We start from the raw sequence: 22,800 nt of genomic DNA, 5'->3' as shown, positions 1-22,800 counted from the left end.
TCACTGCCCCAGCCGTTCGAGGAGGGCGGGAACATGGACCTGGTCCGCCTTGTAGTTGCCGGTCAGCATATACATCATGATGTTGACGCCGGAGCGGAAGGACATTTCCCGCTGCATCTCATCGGCGGGCACGACCGGCATGACGCTGCGGCCGTTCTCGTCGATGGCCCAGGCTCCGAGAAGATCGTTGCCGGTGATCATGATCGGCGTCACGCCATCGCCGGTGGAGGCAACGCCGCTATTGCTAGCCTGCGCTTCCTGGCGGGCCTCAACCCAAAGGGGGCTTCCTTCATAACGGCCGGGAAAGCCCTGCAGCAGGTAAAAGGCGCGGGTCAGAACGTGATCGGAGGGCACGGGTTCGAGCGGCGGAATGTCGATATTGGCAAGGATCGCCTGCAGCCGCTCGCCGTTCGGCGATGGGGCACCGGTATTGCCAAGGCTGGAAATCTGGTCGCGCGTATCGAAAAGCACGGTGCCACCGGCGCGCATATAGGCGTCGATCCGGCTGATCGCGGCCTGTGTCGGCATCGGGGCTGAGGCCGAGATCGGCCAGAAGATGATCGGATAGAAGGAGAGCTCGTCGGTCGCAATATCGACGCCGACTGGTGCCGAGGGTTCAAGCGTCGTGCGGTAGGTGAGGAAGTCGGTCAGGCCGATAAGGCCCTGTTCGGACAGGCGGTCGACATTCTCTTCGCCGGTCTTGACGTAAGCCAGATGGGTGTTTTCCAAGCGCTCGAGGATCACCTCGTCGCCCGGCTTGTCATCGGCGGCAAATGTCCGGTCGAGCGGCAGGGACGAAAGGCCAAGTGCCAGCGCCAGAAGCGAGGCCGTTGCCGCGCGCTTCGGCAGACGGGAAAAGGCGCCGCCGATGAAGAGCACGACAAGGCTGTCGACGACCAGAAGCACGAAGGCGAGGCTGAGCAGCCCCGGTTTCAGCGGCGTTGCGGCAGTTCCGGCCATGGGCTCTCTGGTCAAGGTCAGTCCATTCGCTGGGGAAAGGGGACGCAGCTTTGTATCCGATGGCAGGAGGTTGAGCGCGGTGAAGCCGTCCTCGTTGCCATAAAGGCCGGGCGGATTGTCGAAGGTTGCGGATTTCGGCTGGTCCGGTCCGAGCGGCAGCGGCCGTGCCGTTCCGGCTTCCGTCGTCAACGCGCCGCGTTCGGTCAAAAGGCGGAAGGGCGGCAGGGACGGTGCGGTCGACTGGCCATTCTCGGCATCGGCGGCTCCAACGCGGGTGAGCTGCACGATACGGCGGAGCATTTCGACAAAGGTGCCGGAGATCGGCAGATCGGACCAGGTCGCCTCGGCGCTGACATGGAAGAGGACAACGCGGCCGGCCGCATTGTCCTCGACGGTGACGAGTGGGGTGCCATCGGCAAGGCTTGCCCAGGTGCGGGCGGCGAGATCCGGCGTTGGCTCGGCCAACACCTGACGCTTGACGAGAATGCCTTCGGGGCGCGGCATGCCGGCAAAGGGGCCGAAGCCTGGGAAATCGGCAAGCGGCTGAGGCTCGGCCCAGGAGAGGGCGCCGCCGAGCGCGCGCTCGCCCTGGCGCAGGATGACCGGGACGAGCGGATCGTCTGAGGGAGCGGCAGCGAGGCGCGGACCGGCAAAGCGGATCAGGGTGCCGCCCCGCTGGATCCACTTTTGCAGGGGGTCATAAACGTCGGCCGGCAGGCGCCCGACATCGGCGAGCACCAGAGCGGATGGGTTTTGCGCCAGGATTTCAGGAATGGCGACGGCAAGGTCGCTCTGGCCGGGCTTGACGACATCGGCATAGGGACCAAGCGCGCGCTCGATATAGTAGAGCGGTGACAATAGCGGCTGGAAACCGTCGCCGCTATCGCCCGACACGAGTGCCACCTTGCGGCGGCGGAAGCCGTCATCGAGCAGATAGGTTGCGCCGGCAGAGCCGATGCCCGAGATCGACAGGCGGGCAAAATCATTGCGCAGCTCGAAGGGGGCGGCAATCTCGCCGCTTGCCTCACGGGTGCCGGCCGGAAAATCGACCTGGCCGGAGGCGATGATGCGGCCCTGGCGATCCTGTGCATCGACGATGAGGGCCTGGGCGTCTGTCGCATCGAGCCGGGACAGGGAGACTGTCAAAGCATCTGTGCCGTTGGTAGCCCCGGTGATGGCAATGCTGGTCGCACTGCGGTCCTCGATCAGGCGCAGTTCTGCCGGCAAGAGGGTGGCGAGATCGCTGAGGAACGGGTCGGTCTCGTCGACGGCGATGCTATCGGAGACGTAGACGAGCGTACCGGGTTTTTCATCGGCTAGGGCCACTCGCAACGTCTCAAGGGTGCGGCTGCGATCGGGGCGCAGCGGGCGGGGGGCGGCGGCACCCAGTTTGTCGAGGGCGGCGGCAGCCGTTCCGGGCGTCGCGTCATGGGTCTGATCGGCGGTGAACAGGATCGAGACCGGCAGGTCGCGATCCGTTGCGTCACCAATCAGCGTTGTGGCTGTTTCGACGCGACGCTCCCAGTCGCCGACGGTTGCCCAGCTGTTGTCGATCACGAGAACCAGCGGACCTTCGCCAGACAGGGTCGCCGTGCGCGGATTGAGCACGGGATCGGCGAGCGCGAAGATCACCAGCGCTGCCATCAGCATGCGCAGAAGCGTCAGCCACCACGGGCTCTTGGCCGGCGTTTCCTCGCGCTTCAGCACGCTTGCGAGAATGCGAAGAGGCGGGAAGACCTCGTATTTCGGCCGTGGCGGCGTGAGCTTCAAGAGCCACCATATCAGTGGCAGGGCGGCAAGCGCGGCGAGGATGACAGGTGCCCCGAAGGCCAGGGGAAAGCCGCTCATGGGGCGCTGCTCCTGCCATGCGTGGCCGGCATGCCGGACAGATGCATGTGGACTGCAACCAGTGCTTCCGAGGCGAGGCTGTCGGTCAAATGGTGGGTGAAGCTCCAGCCCATGCGGCGCAATTGGTCGGCAATGCTTTCGCGGCGGGCGATATAGGCCTGGCGGTAATCGCTTCGCAGTGTTTCGGCGCGGCCGGAGGTGAGTTTCTCGCCGGTTTCCGGATCCTGGAATTCGGTGCGGCCGGAGAAGGGGAAGCTTTCCTCGGCCGGATCGGCGATCTCGACCACATGGCCGCGCAGGCCCCGGCGGGCGAGGGGCGTGATCCGCTCCATGACCTTGCCGGCTTCGTCGAGAAAGTCGCCGATGAGAACAATGTCACTCGCCCCGCGGATCATGCGGGTATCCGGCAGACCTGACGTGGCCGGCGCATGCATGATGGCGGCCGCCAGTCTTTCGGCAGCGTTGCGAGCGGAGATGGGCTCCATGATGCCCGGGCAGCCGATGCGTTCGCCGGACCGGGCGAGGATTTCGGCCAGAGCCAGCATCAGAACGAGTGCGCGGCTTTCCTTTGAAACGGTCGCCAGCGTCGACTTGTACATCATAGAGGGCGACATGTCGGCCCAGAGCCAGACGGTGTGTGCGGCTTCCCACTCGCGGTCGCGGATATACATATGGTCATCGCGGGCCGAGCGGCGCCAGTCGATGCGGGTATAGCTTTCGCCATCGGCAAAGGGGCGGAACTGCCAGAAATTCTCGCCAATCCCACGCTTGCGCCTGCCGTGCCAGCCGGCGATCACGGTGTTGGCGATGCGTTTGGCCTCCACCATGCAGTCGGGCACGAGCGCTGCGCGCTGGCGGGCGCGTGACAGCACCTCGCTTCCGGGTGTCTGCTCGACGATCTGGCCAATGGATGCCACGCTCTCGTGTCCTTCCTCAGCCGCGCAGGGACTTGACGAGGCCGGCGATCACGTCGCGTACCGTCATGCCCTCGGCGCGTGCCGCGAAGGTCAGCGCCATGCGGTGTTCGAGAACGGGTTCGGCCAGTGCTGCAACATCGTCGATCGATGGCGCAAGGCGGCCTTCATAGAGGGCGCGGGCGCGGGCACAGAGCATCAGTGCCTGGCCAGCGCGCGGGCCTGGACCCCAGGCGACATGCTTGTCAGTCTCGGCACTGCCGTGGCCGGGACGGGCCGAGCGGACGAGGGTGAGGATCGCGTCGACCACGGCGTCGGAGACCGGCATCTGGCGGATCAGCCGCTGGATTTCCAGGAGACGCGTGCTGTCGATCACCGCGCTGGCCTTGCCCTCGGCGATGCCGGTCGTGTCGAGAAGGATCTGCCGTTCGGCGGCCAGTTCCGGGTAGAGCACGTCGACCTGCAGCAGGAAGCGGTCGAGCTGGGCTTCCGGCAGCGGATAGGTGCCTTCCTGCTCCAGCGGGTTCTGGGTGGCGAGCACGTGGAATGGGGCCGGCAGCTGGTAGGCCTGGCCGGCGATGGTGACGTGATATTCCTGCATCGACTGCAGAAGGGCAGACTGGGTGCGCGGGCTTGCGCGGTTGATTTCGTCGGCCATCAGGAGCTGGGCGAAGACCGGCCCCTTGACGAAGCGGAAGGAGCGGCGGCCGTTTTCGTCCTGGTCCATGACTTCCGTTCCCAGAATATCGGAAGGCATCAGGTCCGGCGTAAACTGGATGCGGTTGCCGTGAAGGCCGAGCACTGTGCCGAGCGTCATGACCAGCTTGGTCTTGGCAAGGCCGGGCACGCCAACCAGAAGCGCATGACCGCCGGAGAGAATGGCGAGCAACGTGTTCTCGACAACCTTTTCCTGCCCGAAGATCACTTTGGCGACTTCGGCGCGGATCGCAGCGATATCGTGCAGTGCCTTCTCGGCCTGTTCGATGATTGCCTTCTCGTCGAGTGCGGAATCCGGATTTGGCATCACGCCCATGGTCTGCTCCGATCGGTTGCGTCGCGTGGCGAATCGAACATTCGCGCGTGCTGAAGCTTATGAAACTAACTTATTGGCGACTTGACGGCTGACAAGCGCGTTTCGAATGACTATCTCGTGACTATCATGCTTACAGAAGAAACCGGGACGCGACTATGGCAGGCGAGACGCTGAAAGCTGAGACGGATGCGGCCGGGCTTGCGGCGATGATCGCGCGCGCCTCGGACCAGACCGCTGGCGGCAAGCCGGGCCTACCCCCCGTGGAGCGCTGGGAACCGCCGTTTTGCGGCGATTTGGACATGGAAATCCGGGCTGACGGCACCTGGTTCTACATGGGTACCCCCATTGGCCGGGAAGCCCTGGTTCGCCTGTTTTCGACGGTCTTGCGCAAGGACGAAGACGGGAAAACCTATCTCGTCACACCTGTGGAAAAGGTTGGTATCCGGGTCGAGGATGCGCATTTCATCGCCGTCGAGATGAGTGTGGCCGAGCGGGACGGGCAGCCTGTCCTGTTTTTCCGGACGAATGTCGGGGATCTTGTCGAAGCGGATGCGGACCATCCGCTGCGCTTTGAGATCGCTGGCGAGACGCAGGAGCTGAAGCCCTATCTCCGGGTGCGCGGCCGGCTCGATGCGCTGGTTTCGCGGGCAGTCATGTATGACCTTGTCGATCGCGGCGAGGTCATCACCGTGGACGGGCGCGAGATGTTTTGTCTGCGCTCGGGCGCGGCGGTGTTTCCTGTCATGCCCGCCGATGAGCTGGACCGTTTGTCGCGATGAGTGCAGTCCCGTTTTCGGCCGCTGATTTCCGTGCAAGGGCGCTCGAGCAGATGGGTGTGCCGCTCGACCATGCCTGGCGTGATCATGGCGACCATGCGCTGAACCGGGACGCCATTCTTGCGATCGAGCAGCTGAAGCTGAAGGATGCAGCCGTGCTGATCGGGGTGGTCGATGATGGCGGGGAGGCGCGGGTAATCCTCACCCAGCGGACCGCGAAGCTTCGCAAACATGCCGGCCAGATTGCCTTTCCCGGTGGCGGGATCGACGACACCGACACATCGCCGGAAGAGGCCGCATTGCGTGAGGCCGAAGAGGAGATCGGGCTCGATCGGGCTTATGTCGAGACGGTTGGCCGCTTGCCGCAATATCTCTCAGGCACCGGCTTTCGCATCCAGCCGGTTCTGTCCGTCGTTCGCGGCGGCTTTACCATCACCCCCAATCCGCATGAAGTGGACAGCGTTTTCGAGGTCCCGCTCGCCTTTCTCATGGACCCTGCCAATCATCGGCAGGACAGCCGGATGTGGCAGGGGGCGGTGCGGCACTTCTATGTCATGCCCTATGGCGAGCGGCATATCTGGGGCATTACGGCCGGGATCATCCGGACACTTTACGAAAGGCTCTATGCATGACGAACCTCGCCAACCAGAGCTGGTTTCAGTCGCCCGGCTTGCAGAAGATCCTCACCCTCCTCAACAAGGACGGGGCTGAGACGCGGGTGGTGGGCGGTGCCGTTCGGAACAGTCTGATGGATCTTGCCGTCGGCGATATCGACCTGGCCACGACCCTTCTGCCGGAAGAGGTGATGGGGCGGGCGGCTGCGCGCGGCATCAAGGCGGTGCCGACCGGGATCGCCCATGGCACGGTGACGCTGGTGGTCGACGGGCAGCCTTTCGAGGTGACGACGCTGCGGCGCGATGTGGAGACCGACGGGCGTCATGCGCAGGTCGCCTTCGGCGCGGACTGGCAGGAAGATGCCGATCGGCGAGACCTCACGATCAATGCACTCTATGCGCGGGCCGATGGCGAAGTGGTCGATCTCGTCGGCGGGCTTGCCGATATCGAGAGCCGGACGATCCGCTTTATCGGCGATGCGGAACAGCGGATTGCCGAAGATTATCTGCGGGTGCTGCGCTTCTTCCGTTTCTTTGCCTATTACGGCAGTGGCAGGCCCGATGCGACGGGGTTGAAGGCCTGTGCCCGCGCGCGGAGCCAGCTGAAGTCGCTGTCGGCAGAGCGCGTCTGGAGTGAACTCAAGAAGCTGTTGTCGGCGCGGGACCCAGGCCGTGCCCTGCTCTGGATGCGGCAATCCGGTGTTCTCACAGAAATTCTGCCTGAAAGCGAGAAGTGGGGTATCGACGCGATCCCCGGGCTGATTGCAGCCGAACAGGCCCTGGGCTGGACGCCGGACCCCTTGCTGCGCCTTTCTGCGATCGTGCCGAAGGATGCGGGCCGGATGGCCGGGCTTGCGACACGGATCCGACTATCCAATGCCGAGGCTCTGGCGCTGGAACGCTTTGCGCGCACTCCAAAGCCGCAGGACACCGTGACGGACGTGGCCTTTGACCGCGATCTCTATCGGTTTGGCAAGGAAGGCTTCATCGCCGTCTTGAAGCTGGACCTGGCTTCAACGCGCGCGAATGCTGAAAGTGATCCCAAGGCAATGACGCGCAGCGCGCGGCTTTCTGCTCTTCTCAAACGGGCGGAGGCCTTTGTCCGCCCGGTCATGCCGATCAAGGGAAGTGATCTCCTGGCCTGCGGTGTCCCGTCCGGTCCGAGGATCGGCGAGATCCTCGGCACGCTCGAAGAAAGCTGGATTGCATCAAGCTTCACCCTGGATCGGGAACGGTTGCTCGCCCGAGGCGCCGAACTGGCGGCGAAGTAACCTCGGGCCTGGCGCAGCCTTTTCAGTTGGTTCGCGAGTTTTGCATCTCTTCGGTGATGCGGGTCTTGATGTGGTCGATCATTGACGGGCGGATGACCTCCTCGCCATGGGTGATGCGGAGATGTTCGACCGTTCGGCGAACCACTTCTGCCTCGTCGTCGGCGCGGGTGTGCCAGTCACATCCAGGGACCAGGGTTCCGCATTGGAACTTTTTCATGCTCGTCTCCTCCTGTTTATGCTCGAGGCATAACCATTCAGCCCCGGGCTTGTTCACTCGGTGATGCGACAAAAAAAACGGCCCGCGCAGAGGCGGGCCGGAGGTCAGTTGCGCGGTGGATCTCAAAAGGCCTGTTTCGGCACTAGTCTGGTATGGCCCAGGAATGGAAGACAGAGCGGCTTGATCCTCCCTTGCCGCGATGTGTTCCGCTTTCCACGTCGTTTGCAGCCACGCGATCCGTCAGGTCATTGCCTGCGAGACCGAGCCGTACCTGCTCGACGAAATAAGAATGGGGCAGCTCAACGTCACTCGAAGCACGCAACTGTTCCGCCAGTCGATCGATCAACTCGGGTCCATCGATCATGCGCTCGGCGGGTTTACTCACACGCGTCTTGATTACAGCGGTCTGCCAGGTCATCGCATATCCCTCCTCGATAGTGCGTGCAGGGGCAGGATGCTCAAGAAGATGCTGAAACGCAATGCGATGCGTCAATTTCCGAGGCGTGATTCGCTAAGCACTCAGAAAGACAGGCCATTCTTTTTCGTGAGGGCCTGTGAACGTTGTTGCAAACGATTGCCCACGAAAATTCAGGGCCAGCGTACCATCGGTGGTAGCGATGACAGAATCGATTCGACGTTTCCGCCCGTCTTCAAGCCGAAGATCGTGCCCCGGTCGTACAGCAGGTTGAATTCGACATAGCGGCCACGACGGACAAGCTGTTCCTCGCGGTCAGCATCGGTCCAGGGAGCGTTGAAGTTGGCCCGGACGATCTGCGGATAGATTGCCGCAAAAGCCTGGCCGACAGAGCGGGTGAAGGCAAAATTTGCCTCCCAGCCGCCGGCATTGGCCTCGTGATGCAGCCAGTCGTAGAAGATGCCACCGATACCGCGGGCCTCGTTGCGATGGGGCAGGAAGAAGTAGCGGTCGCACCATTCCTTGTAGGCAGGATAATCAGCAACGCTCGGATGGGCCTCGCAGGCCTTTTGCATGGCGGCATGGAAGGCGAGCGTGTCTGGATCATCCTGGGTACGGCGGCGATCAAGCACGGGGGTGAGGTCAGCACCGCCGCCAAACCACTGGCTTGAGGTAACGACCATGCGCGTGTTCATATGCACGGTCGGGACGTTGGGGTTAACGGGGTGGGCGATCAGCGAAATGCCGGAGGCCCAGAAGCGCGGGTCTTCCTCGGCGCCTGGCATCTGCTTGCGGAATTCGGGTGAGAATTCGCCATGGACGGTGGAGGTGTGGACACCGACCTTTTCGAAGACGCGGCCTTCCATCATCGACATGCGGCCGCCGCCGCCCTTGCCGTCGTCGCGCTGCCAGTCCTTTGCGACAAAGCGACCGGCGGGGCGATCAGAAAGGGGGCCGGTGAGCTCGTCCTCGATGGTCTCGAAGGAGGCGCAGATGCTGTCGCGGAGGCTTTCGAACCAGGCACGGGCCGTGGCCTTCTTCGCCTCGATATCGTCGGGCAGCCCCTTTGGCAGGTCCGGTCGCTCCATGGTCTTCTCCCCCTTTGCGGTCATTCAGCCCTTATCAGGTCCGAGACCGGGCCGCCACCGAGGCGGGCTTTGCGTCCCCGGAAAATCTTCTCGCCAAGAACGCGAAGGCGCATTAAAGTTGCACGCATGCGAGGGATGTCACGATGAAGATGCCCGGTCCGCCGTCATTTCACGGCCTGAAGAAGCGCATTGCCGAACAGCGCGCCCATGCCGCGCTTGGGGGAACCTCTCAATTCGTCAGGGAAACCTACTGCCAATCCCGAGAGGAAGCCCGGGCGACGGCGCGCGAATGGTTCAATGCCTTTCCAAAGGCTGCCTATTGGACAGAGGTCGAGAGCTGGCGCCAACTCGAGGGCGATCAGATCGAATTCACAATGCGGCGTCTGTCATCGGCCGACTGAAAGTCAGGCTGTTGAGACAAACTGGCTTTGATCGTGAAAAAGCGATGCGATCTGAAGTCTTGCTAAAATTCTAATGTTTCGATCAATCGAAATACAAATGCTGCCTGTCAGTATGCCCCATGACGACGGACGGCATGATGCCGCCCATGAAGCGACATGACAGGTGGCGAGTTCTCCATGACCTCAGTTTCGTTCAATCCGACTTCGACCAGCGCGGCCTCGCGGCTTGCGGCGTCTTCCGTCGCCCTGGACGCCTCCCAGCGCCAGACCGCATCGGCCAAGACCGTTGCCCGTGCGCAAGATGACGCCGCTTACTGGTCGATCGCCACCACGATGCGCGCCGAGAGCCTGTCGATGACGGCAGTCCAGGATGCGAACAGCCTTGCAGCCGCAATGACCGATACAGCCGCCAGTGGGCTCGACAAGGCCACCGATGTCGTCGCCCAGATCCAGCAGAAACTGATCATTGCCAAATCTGTCGGGGCCAACCGTGCCACGATTGGCAGTGACATTAATGAGATGAAGGGGCAACTGGCCTCAATCGCAGTATCTGGTGGTTTTGCGGGGGAAAACTGGCTGCAGGTGGAAGAGGGGAGCCGCCCTAAGGTCGCTGCGCTGCTGGCATCCGTGACCAGCAATGGCGCCGGCGACCTCTCGATCAACATGATCGACTTCGACACCGGCAACTCTACGCTGATTTCGAAGCAGGATGCGGCCGATGGCATGTTGACGCGGGCCTATTCCGGCACAACGATCAGCGGCGTGAACTATAATTATTACCTCCTCGACGCGGGATCCGCAGTCGGTAATGGCAATGCATCGCGCGAGATCCGCGTCGATCAGAACACAACCAGTGACGAACTCGACGGGATGATCACGACGCTCAATCGCGTGATGATCGACATGGTTGGGGCGAGCGCCGATGTCAGTTCGACACGCAACCGAATTTCGGCCAATGTCGATTTCGTCGAGGATCTGCAGGGCTTGAACGACGCGGCTGTCAGTCAGCTGGTGGATGCCGATATGGGCGAGCAGTCCGCCCGCGAGGCAGCGCTCGGCGCTCAGCGACAGCTGCAGGCGAGTGGGCTCAACATCGCCAACAACTCCATGTCGCTGAAGTTGAGCCTTTTCCTGTAAGCCTCTGATAAAAAATGGAAAGACGCCGGTTTTCTGGCGGCTTTCGTGTCTCAGCGGCGGCGTTTGCCAGCGGCAGGCTTGGCTTTGCTGCGCGGCAGGACGACGGGCTTTGACGCAGGCTGCGCGATGGCTTTCGTTGTAACCGGAGCCTCCGCTTGTGCGGTCAGAGGTTCCGAAACGTGCTCTGTGGTGGCGGGCTCGACAGGAATTGCCGGTTCCATCACAGCTGTGGAGAGCGATGTCGGTACCGCTTCCTCGGCGCTGTCCGTGACGTCCAGCTGGGTCGCAACGGGTAGGCTCTGCGGGTCGATGGCCGTGGTGCTGGCAACTTCGACCGCGGCCACGGGTTCCTCCGTGAGGGCCGATATTGGCTCTGGCTTGGCTTCCACGGCGGGCTCGGGCGGGATTTCGGTTTTAGGCGCGAGCGCCGTCACGGGCGCGGCAGGCAGTGTGCTTGCCGGGATTTCCTCAGGTGCGGCCTCGGGCGCCGTCGATAAGATTGGCGTTTCGACCACAGCGCCCCGGGCCATGATGCCCTTGAGGATCTTTGTGACGTGAAGTGTGCCGGGCAGGTCGGTATTGGTCGAATGACCGCAGAATGGCACTTTCAGGTCTGCCGGGATTTTCGGGCGAGAATTCAGTTCGCCAAACCAGTCCAGTTCGCCAACGACATCGATGACTTCGGTAAAGGCCTCCGGCATCTTGATGCGACCGCCGAAGGTGACGACGCGGCAGGCATCAACAAGGGTTGCGAGACGTTCCGGGTCGTTGCGCTTGAGTGTGAAGAGGGCGTCGGCAATGACTTTGTTTCCGCGCGAGTGCCCCGCGATGAAGGTAAAGGATAGATCCTTGTCGGCCAGCAGGGTTGCGACCGTATCGCTATCCAGTCCGGTGCGGCGCGCTGGGTTCGTGTCTGCGGCCCGCTGCCCGTAGGCCCCAAGTTTGGGGCGGCCGACCGCATCGTCGATGGCCTCCAGATTTCCGCGGATATGGCCCATCCATCCGAAGAGGAATGCGCCGCCGATTGCCTCGTTGACAAGGTCACCGAGACCATAGCCCGAGACCACGGCTGCAACCGGCTGTCCAAGTGCATCGGCAACGTTACGGGCAAAGGCGGCAGCCCCGATCGCCGAGCCACCAATGCCGGCGACGGCCATGGAATGGACGTCTTTTCCGCCGCGAAGCCGGTATTCCTCGACGCTGTCGCATAGCGTCAGCATGCCGTGGCCGGTCGGCGGCACGATCATGATCAGCCCCTCGGAGGCGATGCTGTCGCTGACATAGAAGGTTTCTTCGGCCGTCAGGGCCTTCACGTCATAATAGAGTGCGTCAAGCCCGGTGTTGCGAAGCCGCCAGGGCTCGAGGGCGGCGTTTCGAACGGGGCGGCGGCTGAGCCGTTCGGGGAAACTCAAGGATCGTGCGAACTGCGTCAGGCCTAGGGCAAATGCTGTCTCGAACATGGCTCCAACTCCCGTAATGTTGCGCCGCAGCATACCGCCTTTCGGGTGAATTAGCAATCTTTCAAGCGCTTCATGCGGGTATTCAAGCCCAGACTTTCGCTGTAGCCAAACGCGCCACTTGACCTCAAGGGTGGTTGAGGTCCGATGATTGTTTCGTCGATTTGAAAAGAGGGGGTCTGGGATGGCAGCAGGCAGAAAATGGCAAGCGCAAGCGGCGTCAGGGCCCTGTCTGGCGCATGGCTTCGCCAGCGATCATTGCGGCGGAGAGAGCGACGTTGATCGACCGCTGCCCTTCGGCCATGGGAATGAGCACGCGCTCTTCCGCAAGGTCATGGACATGCTCCGGGACCCCCGCGCTTTCGCGACCGAAGAGGAGAATATCATTCGCCCGGTAGTCGAGGCGGGTATAGGGGAGGGCCGCCCTTGTCGAGGCGAGCACCAGCCGGCGTCCCTCACTGAGCCGCCAGGCGTCGAAGCGGTCCCAGTTGATGTGCCGGGTCATGGCGACGCTGGCCAGATAATCCATGCCGGCGCGCCTGAGATTTTTGTCGGACAGGACAAAACCGGCGGGCTCGATGATATCGACCTTCAGCCCAAGACAGGCGGCAAGCCTCAGGATCGTGCCGGTATTGCCGGGAATGTCGGGCTGGAACAGGGCGATGCGCAAGTCGGTCATGGCGGTTTGCTTACGACAGGTGACGGCGCGGCTCAAGCGTGGTGGCAAACGGCGGCCTGCTTCGCGCCAGTGGTCCTTCTTCTCGATCCACCATGGGCCCTGGCTGTGCCTCTCTTGCAACAGTCACGGTGGAATGCCCGGCCTTTCGAAGAGGCTTATGGTCAAAAACTGAACAGGACGGTAGAAAGAGTGCCTGTTCAACACGCAAGCGGGAGGGCCATTGATGGATCGATCTGGTATTCACACGCCATTCCGCGTTTTTACCCTGATTGCGTGACGGCGAGTTCATCGCCCTTCTTTCACCGGTAATTTCGTCCTGAGGCCGACAAGGCCTTCCTCATTGACATTTCGCGCCGTCGCGACACCGCATATCCGTCAGGCTGCGCCTATCCATTTCGGAGACATCTCATGTTCTCGTGGTTCGAAAACCGCCTGAATCCCTATCCGTCCGACGATCCTGTGCTGCCGCCGAAGGGGCTGATCGCCTTCTGCTGGCACTATACGCGGGCGGCGCGCTGGTGGTTGGTCGTGCTTGGCGCCTGTTCGGGCCTGATCGCGGTCGTGGAAGTCCTGCTCTACCAATTCCTCGGCAATATCGTCGACTGGCTCTCGACAGCCAATCCTGACACGTTCCTGCAGACGGAAGGCGGCACGCTGATGTGGATGGCGGCGCTGCTTCTCCTCGGCATGCCGCTGCTCGGCATCATGCACACGATCACCATGCATCAGGTGCTGGCGGGCAGTTTTCCGATGATCGCACGGTGGCAAATGCACCGTTTCCTCCTGCGTCACTCGATGACCTTCTTCGCCAATGAATTCGCGGGCCGGGTCTCGACCAAGGTCATGCAGACGGCACTCTCCATCCGCGAAAGCGTGATGAAACTGATCGACGTCTTCATCTATGCGACGACCTTCTTCGTCTCGATGCTGGCGCTGGTCGCGTCGGTGGACTGGCGGCTTGGCATTCCCCTGGTGGCATGGCTGGTGATCTATGCGCTGATCTTGCGCCACTTCATTCCGAAGCTGCGCAAATCGTCCAGCGAGCAGGCTGATGCCCGCTCGATGATGACGGGCCGGATTGTCGATAGCTATACCAATATCGGCACCGTGAAGCTCTTCTCGCATGCCGGTCGCGAAGAGGTCTATGCGCGCGAGGGGATGGATGCCTTCCTTGGCACCGTGCATCGCCAGATGCGGCAGATTTCGCTTCTGAACATCTGCGTCGACATGAATAATGTGCTCGTCCAGTTCCTGGTGGCTGGCCTTGGCATCTGGTTCTGGCTGAACGGAACCGTCACCGTCGGCGCGATCGCCGTGGCGATCGGCCTTTCCATGCGTATCAACGGCATGTCGCAGTGGATCATGTGGGAGGTGGCATCGCTCTTCGAAAACATCGGCACCGTCTATGACGGCATGAGCATGATGACGAAGGCGCATGACATTGTCGATCAACCTGGTGCAAAAGCGCTCGAAGCGCCGAAGGGCGAGATTGTCTATGATGGCGTGCGCTTCCACTATGGCAAGGAAAAGGGTGTCATCGAGGACTTCTCGCTGACCATCAGGGCAGGCGAAAAGGTTGGTCTCGTTGGCCGCTCCGGGGCGGGCAAGACGACGCTGATGAACCTGCTGCTGCGGTTCTACGATCTCGAGAAGGGCAAGATCCTGATCGACGGCACGGATATCTCAACCGTGTCGCAGGACAGCCTGAGAGCGCTGGTCGGTGTCGTTACGCAGGATACGTCCCTTTTGCATCGCTCCATCCGCGACAACATCGCCTATGGCCGGCCTGATGCCACGGATGCCGAGGTGATGGAGGCGGCGAAGCGTGCCAATGCCTGGGACTTCATCGAGGCACTGTCCGACCAGCAGGGACGTCGGGGACTGGACGCGCATGTTGGCGAGCGGGGCGTCAAGCTGTCCGGCGGTCAGCGCCAGCGGATCGCGATCGCCCGCGTCTTTCTCAAGGACGCGCCGATCCTGATCCTCGACGAGGCGACGTCGGCACTTGATTCCGAAGTCGAGGCGGCGATCCAGGAGAGCCTGTTCAAGCTGATCGAGGACAAGACGGTGATCGCGATTGCCCATCGCCTGTCGACCTTGACGCAGATGGATCGCCTGATCGTTCTCGACCGGGGACGGATCGTCGAAGAGGGAACGCATCTCGATCTGGTGGCCAATGGCGGCATTTATGCCGACCTCTGGAACCGGCAATCGGGTGGTTTCCTGGCGGACCAGCACGATGCCGGGAGCGCGAAGGAGGTGGCGGCGGAGTGATCCGCCTCCACCATTCCGGCCTCTGGATTCAATTGGTCGTGATACCTACTGTTTTTTGTTATAATAAATGAATTCTTTAAATATTGCCGGGTAGAGCTGGGTCCGTCGCAACTCCACGGACATGAAACGTCCCTTTTTCGGTCAGGCTCGATGCGCTTCCTGACATGTTGCGGCATGCGTCTCTCCTCCCCGGAATCTACTCATGTCAGACATTAAAATCAGGACCTTGCTGCCCGTGCTTTTTGCCGTGGTGGTGGCCTTTGGTATCGGCCAGGGCATTCTTGCGACCCATTTCATCAGCAACGTGAAGGCGCAGGTCGATGTGATCGGCCGCGAACGTTTGCCACGGACCATCGGCGTTTCGCGCATGAACGACACCTTTGCAGAAGTCAGGCGCACCTATGCGCTGCTGCTGAGCGCCAATCCTGGCGAGGAGGTCGCGAGCAGGGAGGCCGCGGCCCAAACCGCCATCGAACAGCGCAATGCCGCCTTTGCCGATTATGAAAAAATGATCACGCTGCCGGCGACCAAGGCCCGCTTCGAAGCCATGCGCACCGCAATGGCCGACTACGATCGTCAGGGCAAGCAGTTGGTCACCATGGCGGCGGCCGGCGATCGGGAAGGGGCAAAGGCCTTGTTCTCCGGCGAGATGGCAGCCAATGCCAAGACCCTGGGTGGGCTCATGCAGGAGATGCTGAGCGCCAATGCCGAAACCACGCAGACGGCTCTGACCAATGCCGACGAGATATCAAGCTTCGCCATCAATGCGACGATCGCTTCGGTCGTGATCAGCACGCTGATCGCCGCCCTCGCTGCCTTCTTCAGCTTTCAACGCATTGTCCGGCCGATCTCGGCGATCACCGCATCGATGAACGGGCTCGCCCGTGGTGATACACAGAAGGCCATTCCGTTCGATCACCGCCGCGACGAAATCGGCGAGATGGCAGCGGCCGTATCCGTGTTCCGTGACAATGCGCTTGAGCGCGCCAACCTGGAGCGCAAGGCGGAAGAGAATCGCAGCCTCAGCGAAACCGAGCGTCTGGCCCGGGAAGAGCAGAAAGCGAAGGAAGCGGCTGAAGTGCAGTTTGCCGTCGACCAGCTCGCCTCCGGCCTGCAGCGTCTTTCGGACGGTGATCTGACGGTCAAGCTCGACCAGGCCTTTTCTGCCCAGCTCGATGGCTTGCGTGTCAACTTCAACCAGTCGATCAACCGCTTGCGCGATGTGCTGCATTCGGTTGGCGAAAATGCCCGCTCGATCGATGCCGGCGCCAACGAGATGCTGGCTGCTGCCGACGACCTGTCGAAGCGGACCGAACAGCAGGCTTCTTCCGTCGAGGAGACGGCAGCCGCGCTTGAACAGGTGACGACTGCAGTGAAGGATTCGTCCATCCGCGCCGAACAGGCTGGCTCTCTCGTCAGCCGCACCAAGGAAAGTGCCGAGCATTCCGGTGAAGTCGTTCGCCGCGCCGTCGATGCGATGCAGAAGATCGAAAATTCGTCGTCCGAGATCTCCAACATTATCGGCGTGATCGATGACATTGCTTTCCAGACCAACCTGCTGGCGCTCAATGCCGGTGTCGAAGCGGCACGCGCTGGTGAAGCCGGCAAGGGCTTTGCGGTCGTTGCCCAGGAAGTGCGTGAACTGGCTCAGCGTTCGGCCAATGCGGCCAAGGAGATCAAGGCGCTGATCACGGCATCTGGCGATCAGGTGCGCAACGGCGTGGCGTTGGTCGACGAGACTGGCCGAGCGCTCGACGCGATCGTGATCCAGGTGCAGGAGATCAATCGCAATGTCGAGGCGATCGTTACCTCGGCTCGCGAACAGTCGACCGGCCTCCAGGAAATCAACATGGCCGTCAACCAGATGGATCAGGGCACGCAGAAAAATGCGGCCATGGTCGAGCAGTCGACGGCAGCAAGTCATGCTCTTGCGCAGCAGGCGACGGCGCTTCGCCAGTTGATGGCCCAGTTCAAGGTCGATGCCGGTGCACAGCGGACCATGCCCGCAGTTGCCACCGCCGCACGCCAGCCCGTGCCGTCTCCGGCCAGGGCTCTCGGTCGCAAGATCGCCGGTGCTTTCCAGGGCAATGCTGCCGTCGCACAGGAGTGGAGCGAGTTTTAAACCTCGCTCGACCGAGCAGGCACACGAAGTGAAGATGGGGCAGCGATGCCCCATTTTTCGTTTGTCGCCCACTGATATCCCGTGGACGACGGGCCGAGAGGCAAGAATCCCCCATTTCCCGGTAAGGTTTTCTTAGACCCGCCCTGTCAGGCAGAAATTGCAGTGTTTTTTTCTGCGCAATGCCAATTTTCAAGTCGGGATTTCATTTGTCATGAAGCTCAAGATCAGCCTTCTCCTGCCGATGCTTTTCGCACTTTTGGTCGGTGTCTCCATTTTGCAGGGTGTGATGGCCGTCCAGTCTATTGATCAGGTGAATGGCCAGATGTCGCGTTTGAACGCACTTAGCGGTCGTTCACTGAGCGTTGCCGATGTGGACTCCAAGCTCAGTGAGGTGCGCCGCCTTTACCTGATGATCCTGAATGCCAGCAATGCCAACGACAAGAAGGCGCTGGTCGAAAGCCTCCAGGTGTCGATCACCGCGCTCGATACCGCTTCTGCGGCCTATGGCGCAGGTATCCAGGACCCCCAGGCGCGCGAGCGCTTCGACGCCTATTCAGCCGTCATGCGGGATTATTCGGCGCTGGGTGAGCAATTCGTTGCGCAGGCCATGGCCTCCAAGCTCTACCAGGCCAAGGATACCATCGCCAAAATGGTGCCGCTCGGAGGCGAGGCCGGGAAGATCCTGAAAGACATGATTGCCGACAATGTCGCTCTGAGCAGTGCCGAGCGCGAAGCCAGTGCTGCGGCCTCGGACGTGGCGCGCTATTCGACCCTTGCGGCCGTTGTCTTTGCAGCCTTGCTGGCTCTTGCCGCCGCACTCGTCTCGATCAGCCGGGTGACCCGCCCGATCGGGGAGATTACGGCTTCGATGAAGAAGCTTGCCGAGGGTGATACGGCTGCGGTGATCCCGCATGAGGGACGGCATGATGAAATCGGTGAGATGGCCGCCGCCGTCAGCGTCTTCCGCGAAAACGCGCTTGAGCGCGAGCGTCTCGAATTGCAGGCTGAAGCCGACCGCTCGCTGAGCGAGACGGAACGGCTGGCGCGGGAAGAACAGAAGGCGCGTGAGGCGGCCGAGGTGCAGTTTGCCGTCGAGCAGCTCGCCTCCGGCCTGCAGCGGCTTTCCGATGGCGATCTCACCGTGAAGATCGATCAAGGCTTCGCTGCCCAACTTGATGCGCTGCGCCTTAACTTCAACCAGTCTGTTACCCGCCTGCATGATGTCATGCGCGATGTGGTTGAAAACGCGCGCGCCATCGACGCCGGTGCCAACGAGATGCTGGCCGCATCAGGGGATCTTTCCAAGCGAACCGAGCAGCAGGCCTCCTCGGTCGAGCAGACCGCAGCCGCGCTCGACGAGGTCACCACGGCCGTCAAGGATTCGGCTCAGCGTGCCGAACAGGCGGGTGCCCTGGTCGGCCGGACCAAGCAGGGTGCGGAACATTCGGGGGACGTCGTCCGTCGTGCCGTCGATGCGATGCAGAAGATCGAGAACTCGTCGAGCCAGATCTCCAATATCATCGGCGTGATCGACGACATTGCCTTCCAGACCAACCTTCTGGCGCTCAACGCCGGCGTTGAAGCGGCGCGTGCGGGAGATGCGGGCAAGGGCTTTGCTGTCGTTGCCCAGGAAGTTCGTGAACTGGCCCAGCGTTCGGCCAATGCCGCCAAGGAAATCAAGGTGCTGATCACCGCATCCGGCGATCAGGTTCGCAGCGGCGTGGCGCTGGTTGGCGAAACCGGCCGGGCTCTTGAGGCGATCGTCACCCAGGTGCAGGAAATCAACCGCAATGTCGCAGCGATCGTCACCTCGGCGCGGGAGCAGTCCACCGGTCTGCAGGAGATCAGCGCGGCCGTGAACCATATGGACCAGGGTACGCAGAAGAATGCGGCCATGGTCGAGCAGTCGACGGCCTCGTCACATGGTCTTGCCCAGCAGGCCAATGCGCTGCGCGAGCTGACAGCGCAGTTCCGTCTGGCCGGACAGTCGGAGCGGGGGTATCCGGCTCATGTTGCGCCTAGCAGTCGGCCGGTGCCGTCGCCGGCGCGCGGCATGGCCGGCAAGGTCGCACGAGCCTTCCAGGGTAACGCGGCCGTGGCGAAGGATTGGTCCGAATTCTGAAGGCCATGACTTCACCTTGATTTGGCAGAGGGGGCCCTTGTGGCTCCGTCTGTGTTTCTGCGACGGCGCGTTGCAAACCGTTTCGGGGCGTCCGGACAAATTTTAACAAAGTCTGAAACCAATGTTTGTTTCGTAGTTGCTAATCTGGCGCCCTGGCGATCGGAGGTTGCGGCATGGAGAAGGGCATCGGTCACGATATCGATTTCGACCGTCTCGGGCGGCGCGCGCTGGCTTTTCTGACGCAACACAAAATTCCCCTGAAGGCCGAAAACTACCAGGTGGTGCTCGGTGTGCTGACCGGAACGGACCCTGCACTGCGCAAGGCCTTTGTCGAGCTCGGCCAGCCGATCACCGAGGAGGCGGTGGCAGGGCTTGCGAAACGCTTCGGTGGAGATCATGCCAAGGCGGCAGAAGTCAGGGCGGCCGCGGTCAACCTCAAGTCTGCGCTGACAGGACTTGCCGCTGAAATCGGCACCGCCGATCTCTTGCGCATGGTCGACGGCAAACCTGAACTGGTCGATAGAAGCAAGCTAGATCAGGCGCTTGCTGCGGTTCTTTCGGCAATTTCATTCATTGAGCCGACTGTCGTGCCTATGCCGGTTCCTGCGCGGGCCCGTATGCTGGAAGCTCAGCTGCCCGTCGATCTCAGTGATTACAGTGCCTTGGAACAGCATCTTACCGAAATCTTTTCCCACGCCGCTGTCGAGCAGGGCGTGAGCCTTTTGCTCTGCCATATCCGAGGGCTTGCAGCTCTTCGCCAGCCGCAGGCTGGTGCTGCGGAAAGCTATGTGCACAACACGGTCGGACGGTTTGCCAAGCGCCTGCTGCACAGTGATGAACAGGCTTTCTGGACCGCGCAGGACGAGCTCGGACTGGTGCTTGCGGCGACCTCCGAGAGCTATATCGAGACCGTTTGTGACAAGCTGGGTCGCATCATTGCCAATGTCGAGGGCGTGGTCGGGCGTGCCGTGCCGCAGGCCCCAGCGCTGCAAAAACACTTTGGATGCGCGCGCACCTATCGTCCGGTGCCGCCGGCGCGCTTCTATGGTGAGGCTGCGAAGATGCTGCAAAGGGCCGAGCTTCGGGAGGAGGCGGGCCCGTTCTTTGCCGATGTCAGCGGCGGGACGTCGCGGCGCTACGAGACGCTCTACGGCAATGCAGGCCTATGACCGCGGCATAAGCCGGGCAGGGACGCCCACGCGCATGTGCTGAGACGGGGTGGCTTCTGGTTTGCACACCGTTCACCGCTTCTTGCCTTTGCCACCGCGTTGAAAACGCCTATATCGCGTTTCATGTTTCAATCCGTTGCCCGCCTCTTCGAAAACTGGATCGACCCTTTCTCTCGTTCGGACAATTTGCGTCCGCCGGAAAAGACCTGGGCCTTTGTCTGGTTCTATGTTCGCCAGGCCAAGATGGCATTCCTGCTAATGGCGCTGTTTGGCGGTGCCGTCGCCATGCTGGAAGCCGGCCTGTTCTGGTTCGTCGGGCGGCTGGTCGACGTGCTCGACACCGTGCCGAAGGCCGCGGGCTGGGACGGGTTGATTGCAGCGCATGGCGGGGAATTGCTGGCGATGGCACTGATCGTGCTGATCGGTCGTTTCATCGTCGTCACCGTTGGTGCGCTGGTCGAGGAGCAGGTGATCGTCCTGAACTTCTTCAACCTCGTGCGCTGGCAGGCGCATGCGCATGTGGCGCGCCAATCGCTCTCCTTCTTCCAGAATGATTTTGCCGGGCGTATCGTGACCAAGGTGTGGTCCGCTGGGCAATCGACCGGTGACCTTCTGACGTCGCTGCTGCAGGTCGTCTGGTTCATGGTGATCTATACCGTATCGACCATGGCGCTGGTGGCCCAGCTCGACTGGCGACTGGCTGCGATCATCGCCGTATGGGTGGGGATCTTTTTGATCCTGGCGCGCTATTTCGTGCCGAAGATCCGCCGGCATGCACGGGAGACGGCGGAAGCTGCTTCGATGCTGAATGGCCGGCTGGTGGACAGCTATTCCAACATTCAGACGCTGAAGCTCTTCGGCCATGAGCGGCAGAATGATCACTATATCCGGAGCGGCTTTGACCGGTTTCAAGACACGCTACGGCCGTTTGCGCGGCTTTTGACCGGTGTTCGATCCTCGCTTGCCATCCTGTCTGGCGTCATGATTCTGATGGTGGCGCTGCTATCGGTCGAGCTGTGGTTCTCGGGCGCGGTCACCGCCGGCGGGGTTGCCTTCACCCTCGGATTGGTGCTGCGCCTCAACATGCTGCTCGGTCGAATGATGACGCAGTTGAACGGTATCATGCGCAATATCGGCACGATCCAGAACTCCGCCGAGCTGGTCGCGCGGCCGATCGATCTTGTCGACAAGCCGGATGCGTCGGTCCTGGAGGTGAAATCGCCGGAGATCAGCTTCGACAATGTCAGCTTCCACTACGGCCGCAAGTCCGGCGCGATCGACCATTTGACGCTCAAGATCCGGCCAGGCGAAAAGGTCGGGATCGTCGGCCGGTCGGGGGCGGGAAAATCGACGCTGGTCAATCTGCTCCTGCGTTTCTACGACGTCGAGGCAGGCCGGATCCTGATCGACGGACAGGATATTTCGACTGTTACCCAGGAAAGCCTGCGCTCGCAGATCGGAATGGTGACGCAGGATACGGCGCTGCTGCATCGCTCCATCCGGGACAACATCGTGTTTGGTCGCGAGGATGCGAGTGAAGAGCAGCTCTTGAGGGCGGCGGACCGGGCCGAGGCCCTGGATTTCATTCAGAAGCTGGAAGATCAGCGCGGGCGCAAAGGTTTCGACGCCCATGTCGGAGAGCGCGGCGTGAAGCTGTCCGGTGGTCAGCGGCAGCGCATCGCGATTGCTCGCGTCATGCTGAAGGATGCCCCGATTCTGGTGCTGGACGAGGCGACGTCCGCGCTCGACAGCGAAGTCGAAGCTGCGATCCAGTCCAACCTCGACCGGCTGATGCAAGGCAAGACCGTGCTTGCCATTGCTCACCGGCTGTCGACGATCGCTGCCCTCGATCGGCTTGTCGTCATGGACAAAGGCCGCATCATCGAGCAGGGAACGCATCGGGAGCTTGTCGAGCTCGGCGGGCTCTATTCCGAGCTTTGGGCACGTCAATCCGGTGGATTCCTCGACACGGCAAGCGCCGAGACGATGTCCTGACGCCAGGTCTTCAAGGCCTGGCAAGCATGGTCAAAATGGCCATTGCTCGATAGGCGGGCAGATGGTGGCGGGAAAGGCGTCTATCGCGGAAACGATGCCGCCAGAATGCGCGGCAATTGACCGCATGGCGATTGTCCCAATTTATTCCGCGACATAAGCGCTCCGTGTCGGTCTGAGACTGGACAGAACCGAATATCGGGCTTAGAACGCGCCAATCTGGCGGGGAATCCATGGCTGCAGAGTGGCCCAATTGTGATTCCCGCTGCGGGGGCAAATGCGGTTTGTCGCAGGATTGCGAAGAGGAAAAA

18 protein-coding genes are annotated in these 22,800 nt (G+C 61.8%); 10 read left to right on the top strand and 8 right to left on the bottom strand.

What is annotated here, in order from left to right:
• Genes IP76_RS08415 through IP76_RS08405 form a run of 3 tightly spaced genes read right to left on the bottom strand, consistent with a single transcriptional unit; the run spans position 1 to position 4,755 of the window.
• Positions 1-2,808 (bottom strand): DUF4159 domain-containing protein, encoded by a 2,808-nt coding sequence (locus IP76_RS08415; protein WP_054157758.1) that lies wholly within the window; start codon positions 2,806-2,808, stop codon positions 1-3.
• Positions 2,805-3,725, bottom strand: coding sequence for a DUF58 domain-containing protein (locus IP76_RS08410; protein WP_054157757.1), 921 nt, complete (start codon positions 3,723-3,725; stop codon positions 2,805-2,807). The genes IP76_RS08415 and IP76_RS08410 overlap by 4 nt, the downstream gene beginning before the upstream one ends.
• A 16-nt stretch (positions 3,726-3,741) precedes the next feature.
• Positions 3,742-4,755 carry a MoxR family ATPase gene (locus tag IP76_RS08405; protein ID WP_054157756.1) on the bottom strand — a complete coding sequence of 338 codons (1,014 nt, stop codon included), beginning with the start codon at positions 4,753-4,755 and terminating at the stop codon, positions 3,742-3,744.
• Positions 4,756-4,910: 155 nt separating this feature from the next.
• Between IP76_RS08405 and IP76_RS08400 the strand changes: the two genes are divergently transcribed.
• The 3 genes from IP76_RS08400 to IP76_RS08390 are packed head-to-tail and all read left to right on the top strand — an operon-like array spanning position 4,911 to position 7,416.
• A complete protein-coding gene (locus IP76_RS08400; RefSeq protein ID WP_054157755.1) occupies positions 4,911-5,534 on the top strand; it encodes a DUF1285 domain-containing protein in 624 nt (207 codons plus the stop codon).
• The gene (locus IP76_RS08395) at positions 5,531-6,163 is read left to right on the top strand and encodes a CoA pyrophosphatase (protein ID WP_054157754.1); all 633 of its coding nucleotides are present in this window, start codon (positions 5,531-5,533) and stop codon (positions 6,161-6,163) included. The genes IP76_RS08400 and IP76_RS08395 overlap by 4 nt, the downstream gene beginning before the upstream one ends.
• A complete protein-coding gene (locus IP76_RS08390) occupies positions 6,160-7,416 on the top strand; it encodes a CCA tRNA nucleotidyltransferase (RefSeq protein ID WP_054157753.1) in 1,257 nt (418 codons plus the stop codon). Before IP76_RS08395 ends, IP76_RS08390 begins: the two co-directional genes overlap by 4 nt.
• A 22-nt stretch (positions 7,417-7,438) precedes the next feature.
• Here IP76_RS08390 and IP76_RS08385 read toward each other — a convergent pair whose 3' ends face one another.
• From IP76_RS08385 to hemF, 3 genes are all read right to left on the bottom strand, one after another.
• Positions 7,439-7,633, bottom strand: a complete 195-nt coding sequence (locus IP76_RS08385) for a DUF1059 domain-containing protein (protein ID WP_054157752.1) — start codon at positions 7,631-7,633, stop codon at positions 7,439-7,441.
• Between the two features lie 142 nt (positions 7,634-7,775).
• The gene (locus tag IP76_RS08380; protein ID WP_054157751.1) at positions 7,776-8,051 is read right to left on the bottom strand and encodes a hypothetical protein; all 276 of its coding nucleotides are present in this window, start codon (positions 8,049-8,051) and stop codon (positions 7,776-7,778) included.
• Between the two features lie 170 nt (positions 8,052-8,221).
• Complete coding sequence (gene hemF, locus IP76_RS08375; protein ID WP_054157750.1) at positions 8,222-9,136, bottom strand: oxygen-dependent coproporphyrinogen oxidase; 915 nt, start codon at positions 9,134-9,136, stop codon at positions 8,222-8,224.
• A gap of 143 nt (positions 9,137-9,279) precedes the next feature.
• Between hemF and IP76_RS08370 the strand changes: the two genes are divergently transcribed.
• Both IP76_RS08370 and IP76_RS08365 read left to right on the top strand, forming a co-directional pair.
• Positions 9,280-9,537, top strand: a complete 258-nt coding sequence (locus IP76_RS08370) for a hypothetical protein (protein ID WP_054157749.1) — start codon at positions 9,280-9,282, stop codon at positions 9,535-9,537.
• A 177-nt stretch (positions 9,538-9,714) separates the two neighbouring features.
• Positions 9,715-10,674 carry a flagellar hook associated protein gene (locus tag IP76_RS08365; protein WP_197278318.1) on the top strand — a complete coding sequence of 320 codons (960 nt, stop codon included), beginning with the start codon at positions 9,715-9,717 and terminating at the stop codon, positions 10,672-10,674.
• 50 nt (positions 10,675-10,724) lie between these two features.
• Here the strand turns inward: IP76_RS08365 and IP76_RS08360 are convergent, their stop codons facing one another.
• Positions 10,725-12,134 (bottom strand): cell envelope biogenesis protein OmpA, encoded by a 1,410-nt coding sequence (locus tag IP76_RS08360; RefSeq protein WP_245281423.1) that lies wholly within the window; start codon positions 12,132-12,134, stop codon positions 10,725-10,727.
• Between the two features lie 217 nt (positions 12,135-12,351).
• Positions 12,352-12,810, bottom strand: coding sequence for a tRNA (cytidine(34)-2'-O)-methyltransferase (locus IP76_RS08355; RefSeq protein WP_054157747.1), 459 nt, complete (start codon positions 12,808-12,810; stop codon positions 12,352-12,354).
• 408 nt (positions 12,811-13,218) lie between these two features.
• Here IP76_RS08355 and IP76_RS08350 point away from each other — a divergent pair, with 408 nt between their 5' ends.
• The 5 genes from IP76_RS08350 (at position 13,219) to IP76_RS08330 (ending at position 22,492) form a co-directional block, all read left to right on the top strand.
• Positions 13,219-15,084, top strand: coding sequence for an ABC transporter ATP-binding protein (locus tag IP76_RS08350; protein WP_054157746.1), 1,866 nt, complete (start codon positions 13,219-13,221; stop codon positions 15,082-15,084).
• Positions 15,085-15,286: 202 nt separating this feature from the next.
• Positions 15,287-17,206 carry a methyl-accepting chemotaxis protein gene (locus IP76_RS08345; protein ID WP_054157745.1) on the top strand — a complete coding sequence of 640 codons (1,920 nt, stop codon included), beginning with the start codon at positions 15,287-15,289 and terminating at the stop codon, positions 17,204-17,206.
• A 211-nt stretch (positions 17,207-17,417) separates the two neighbouring features.
• Positions 17,418-19,328: a methyl-accepting chemotaxis protein gene (locus IP76_RS08340; protein ID WP_054157803.1), complete on the top strand. Its 1,911-nt coding sequence runs from the start codon at positions 17,418-17,420 to the stop codon at positions 19,326-19,328.
• 173 nt (positions 19,329-19,501) lie between these two features.
• Entirely contained in the window at positions 19,502-20,497 is a 996-nt protein-coding gene (locus IP76_RS08335; protein ID WP_054157744.1) for a hypothetical protein, read from the top strand.
• Positions 20,498-20,620: 123 nt separating this feature from the next.
• Positions 20,621-22,492 carry an ABC transporter ATP-binding protein gene (locus IP76_RS08330; protein WP_054157743.1) on the top strand — a complete coding sequence of 624 codons (1,872 nt, stop codon included), beginning with the start codon at positions 20,621-20,623 and terminating at the stop codon, positions 22,490-22,492.
• Positions 22,493-22,800 lie beyond the last annotated feature (308 nt).

Origin of the sequence: Rhizobium sp. AAP43, from assembly GCF_001296045.1 — a bacterium.
GTDB lineage: Bacteria > Pseudomonadota > Alphaproteobacteria > Rhizobiales > Rhizobiaceae > Allorhizobium.
The sequence above is the reverse complement of the archived record's forward strand: the minus strand, read 5'-3'. Positions and strand labels throughout refer to the sequence as shown.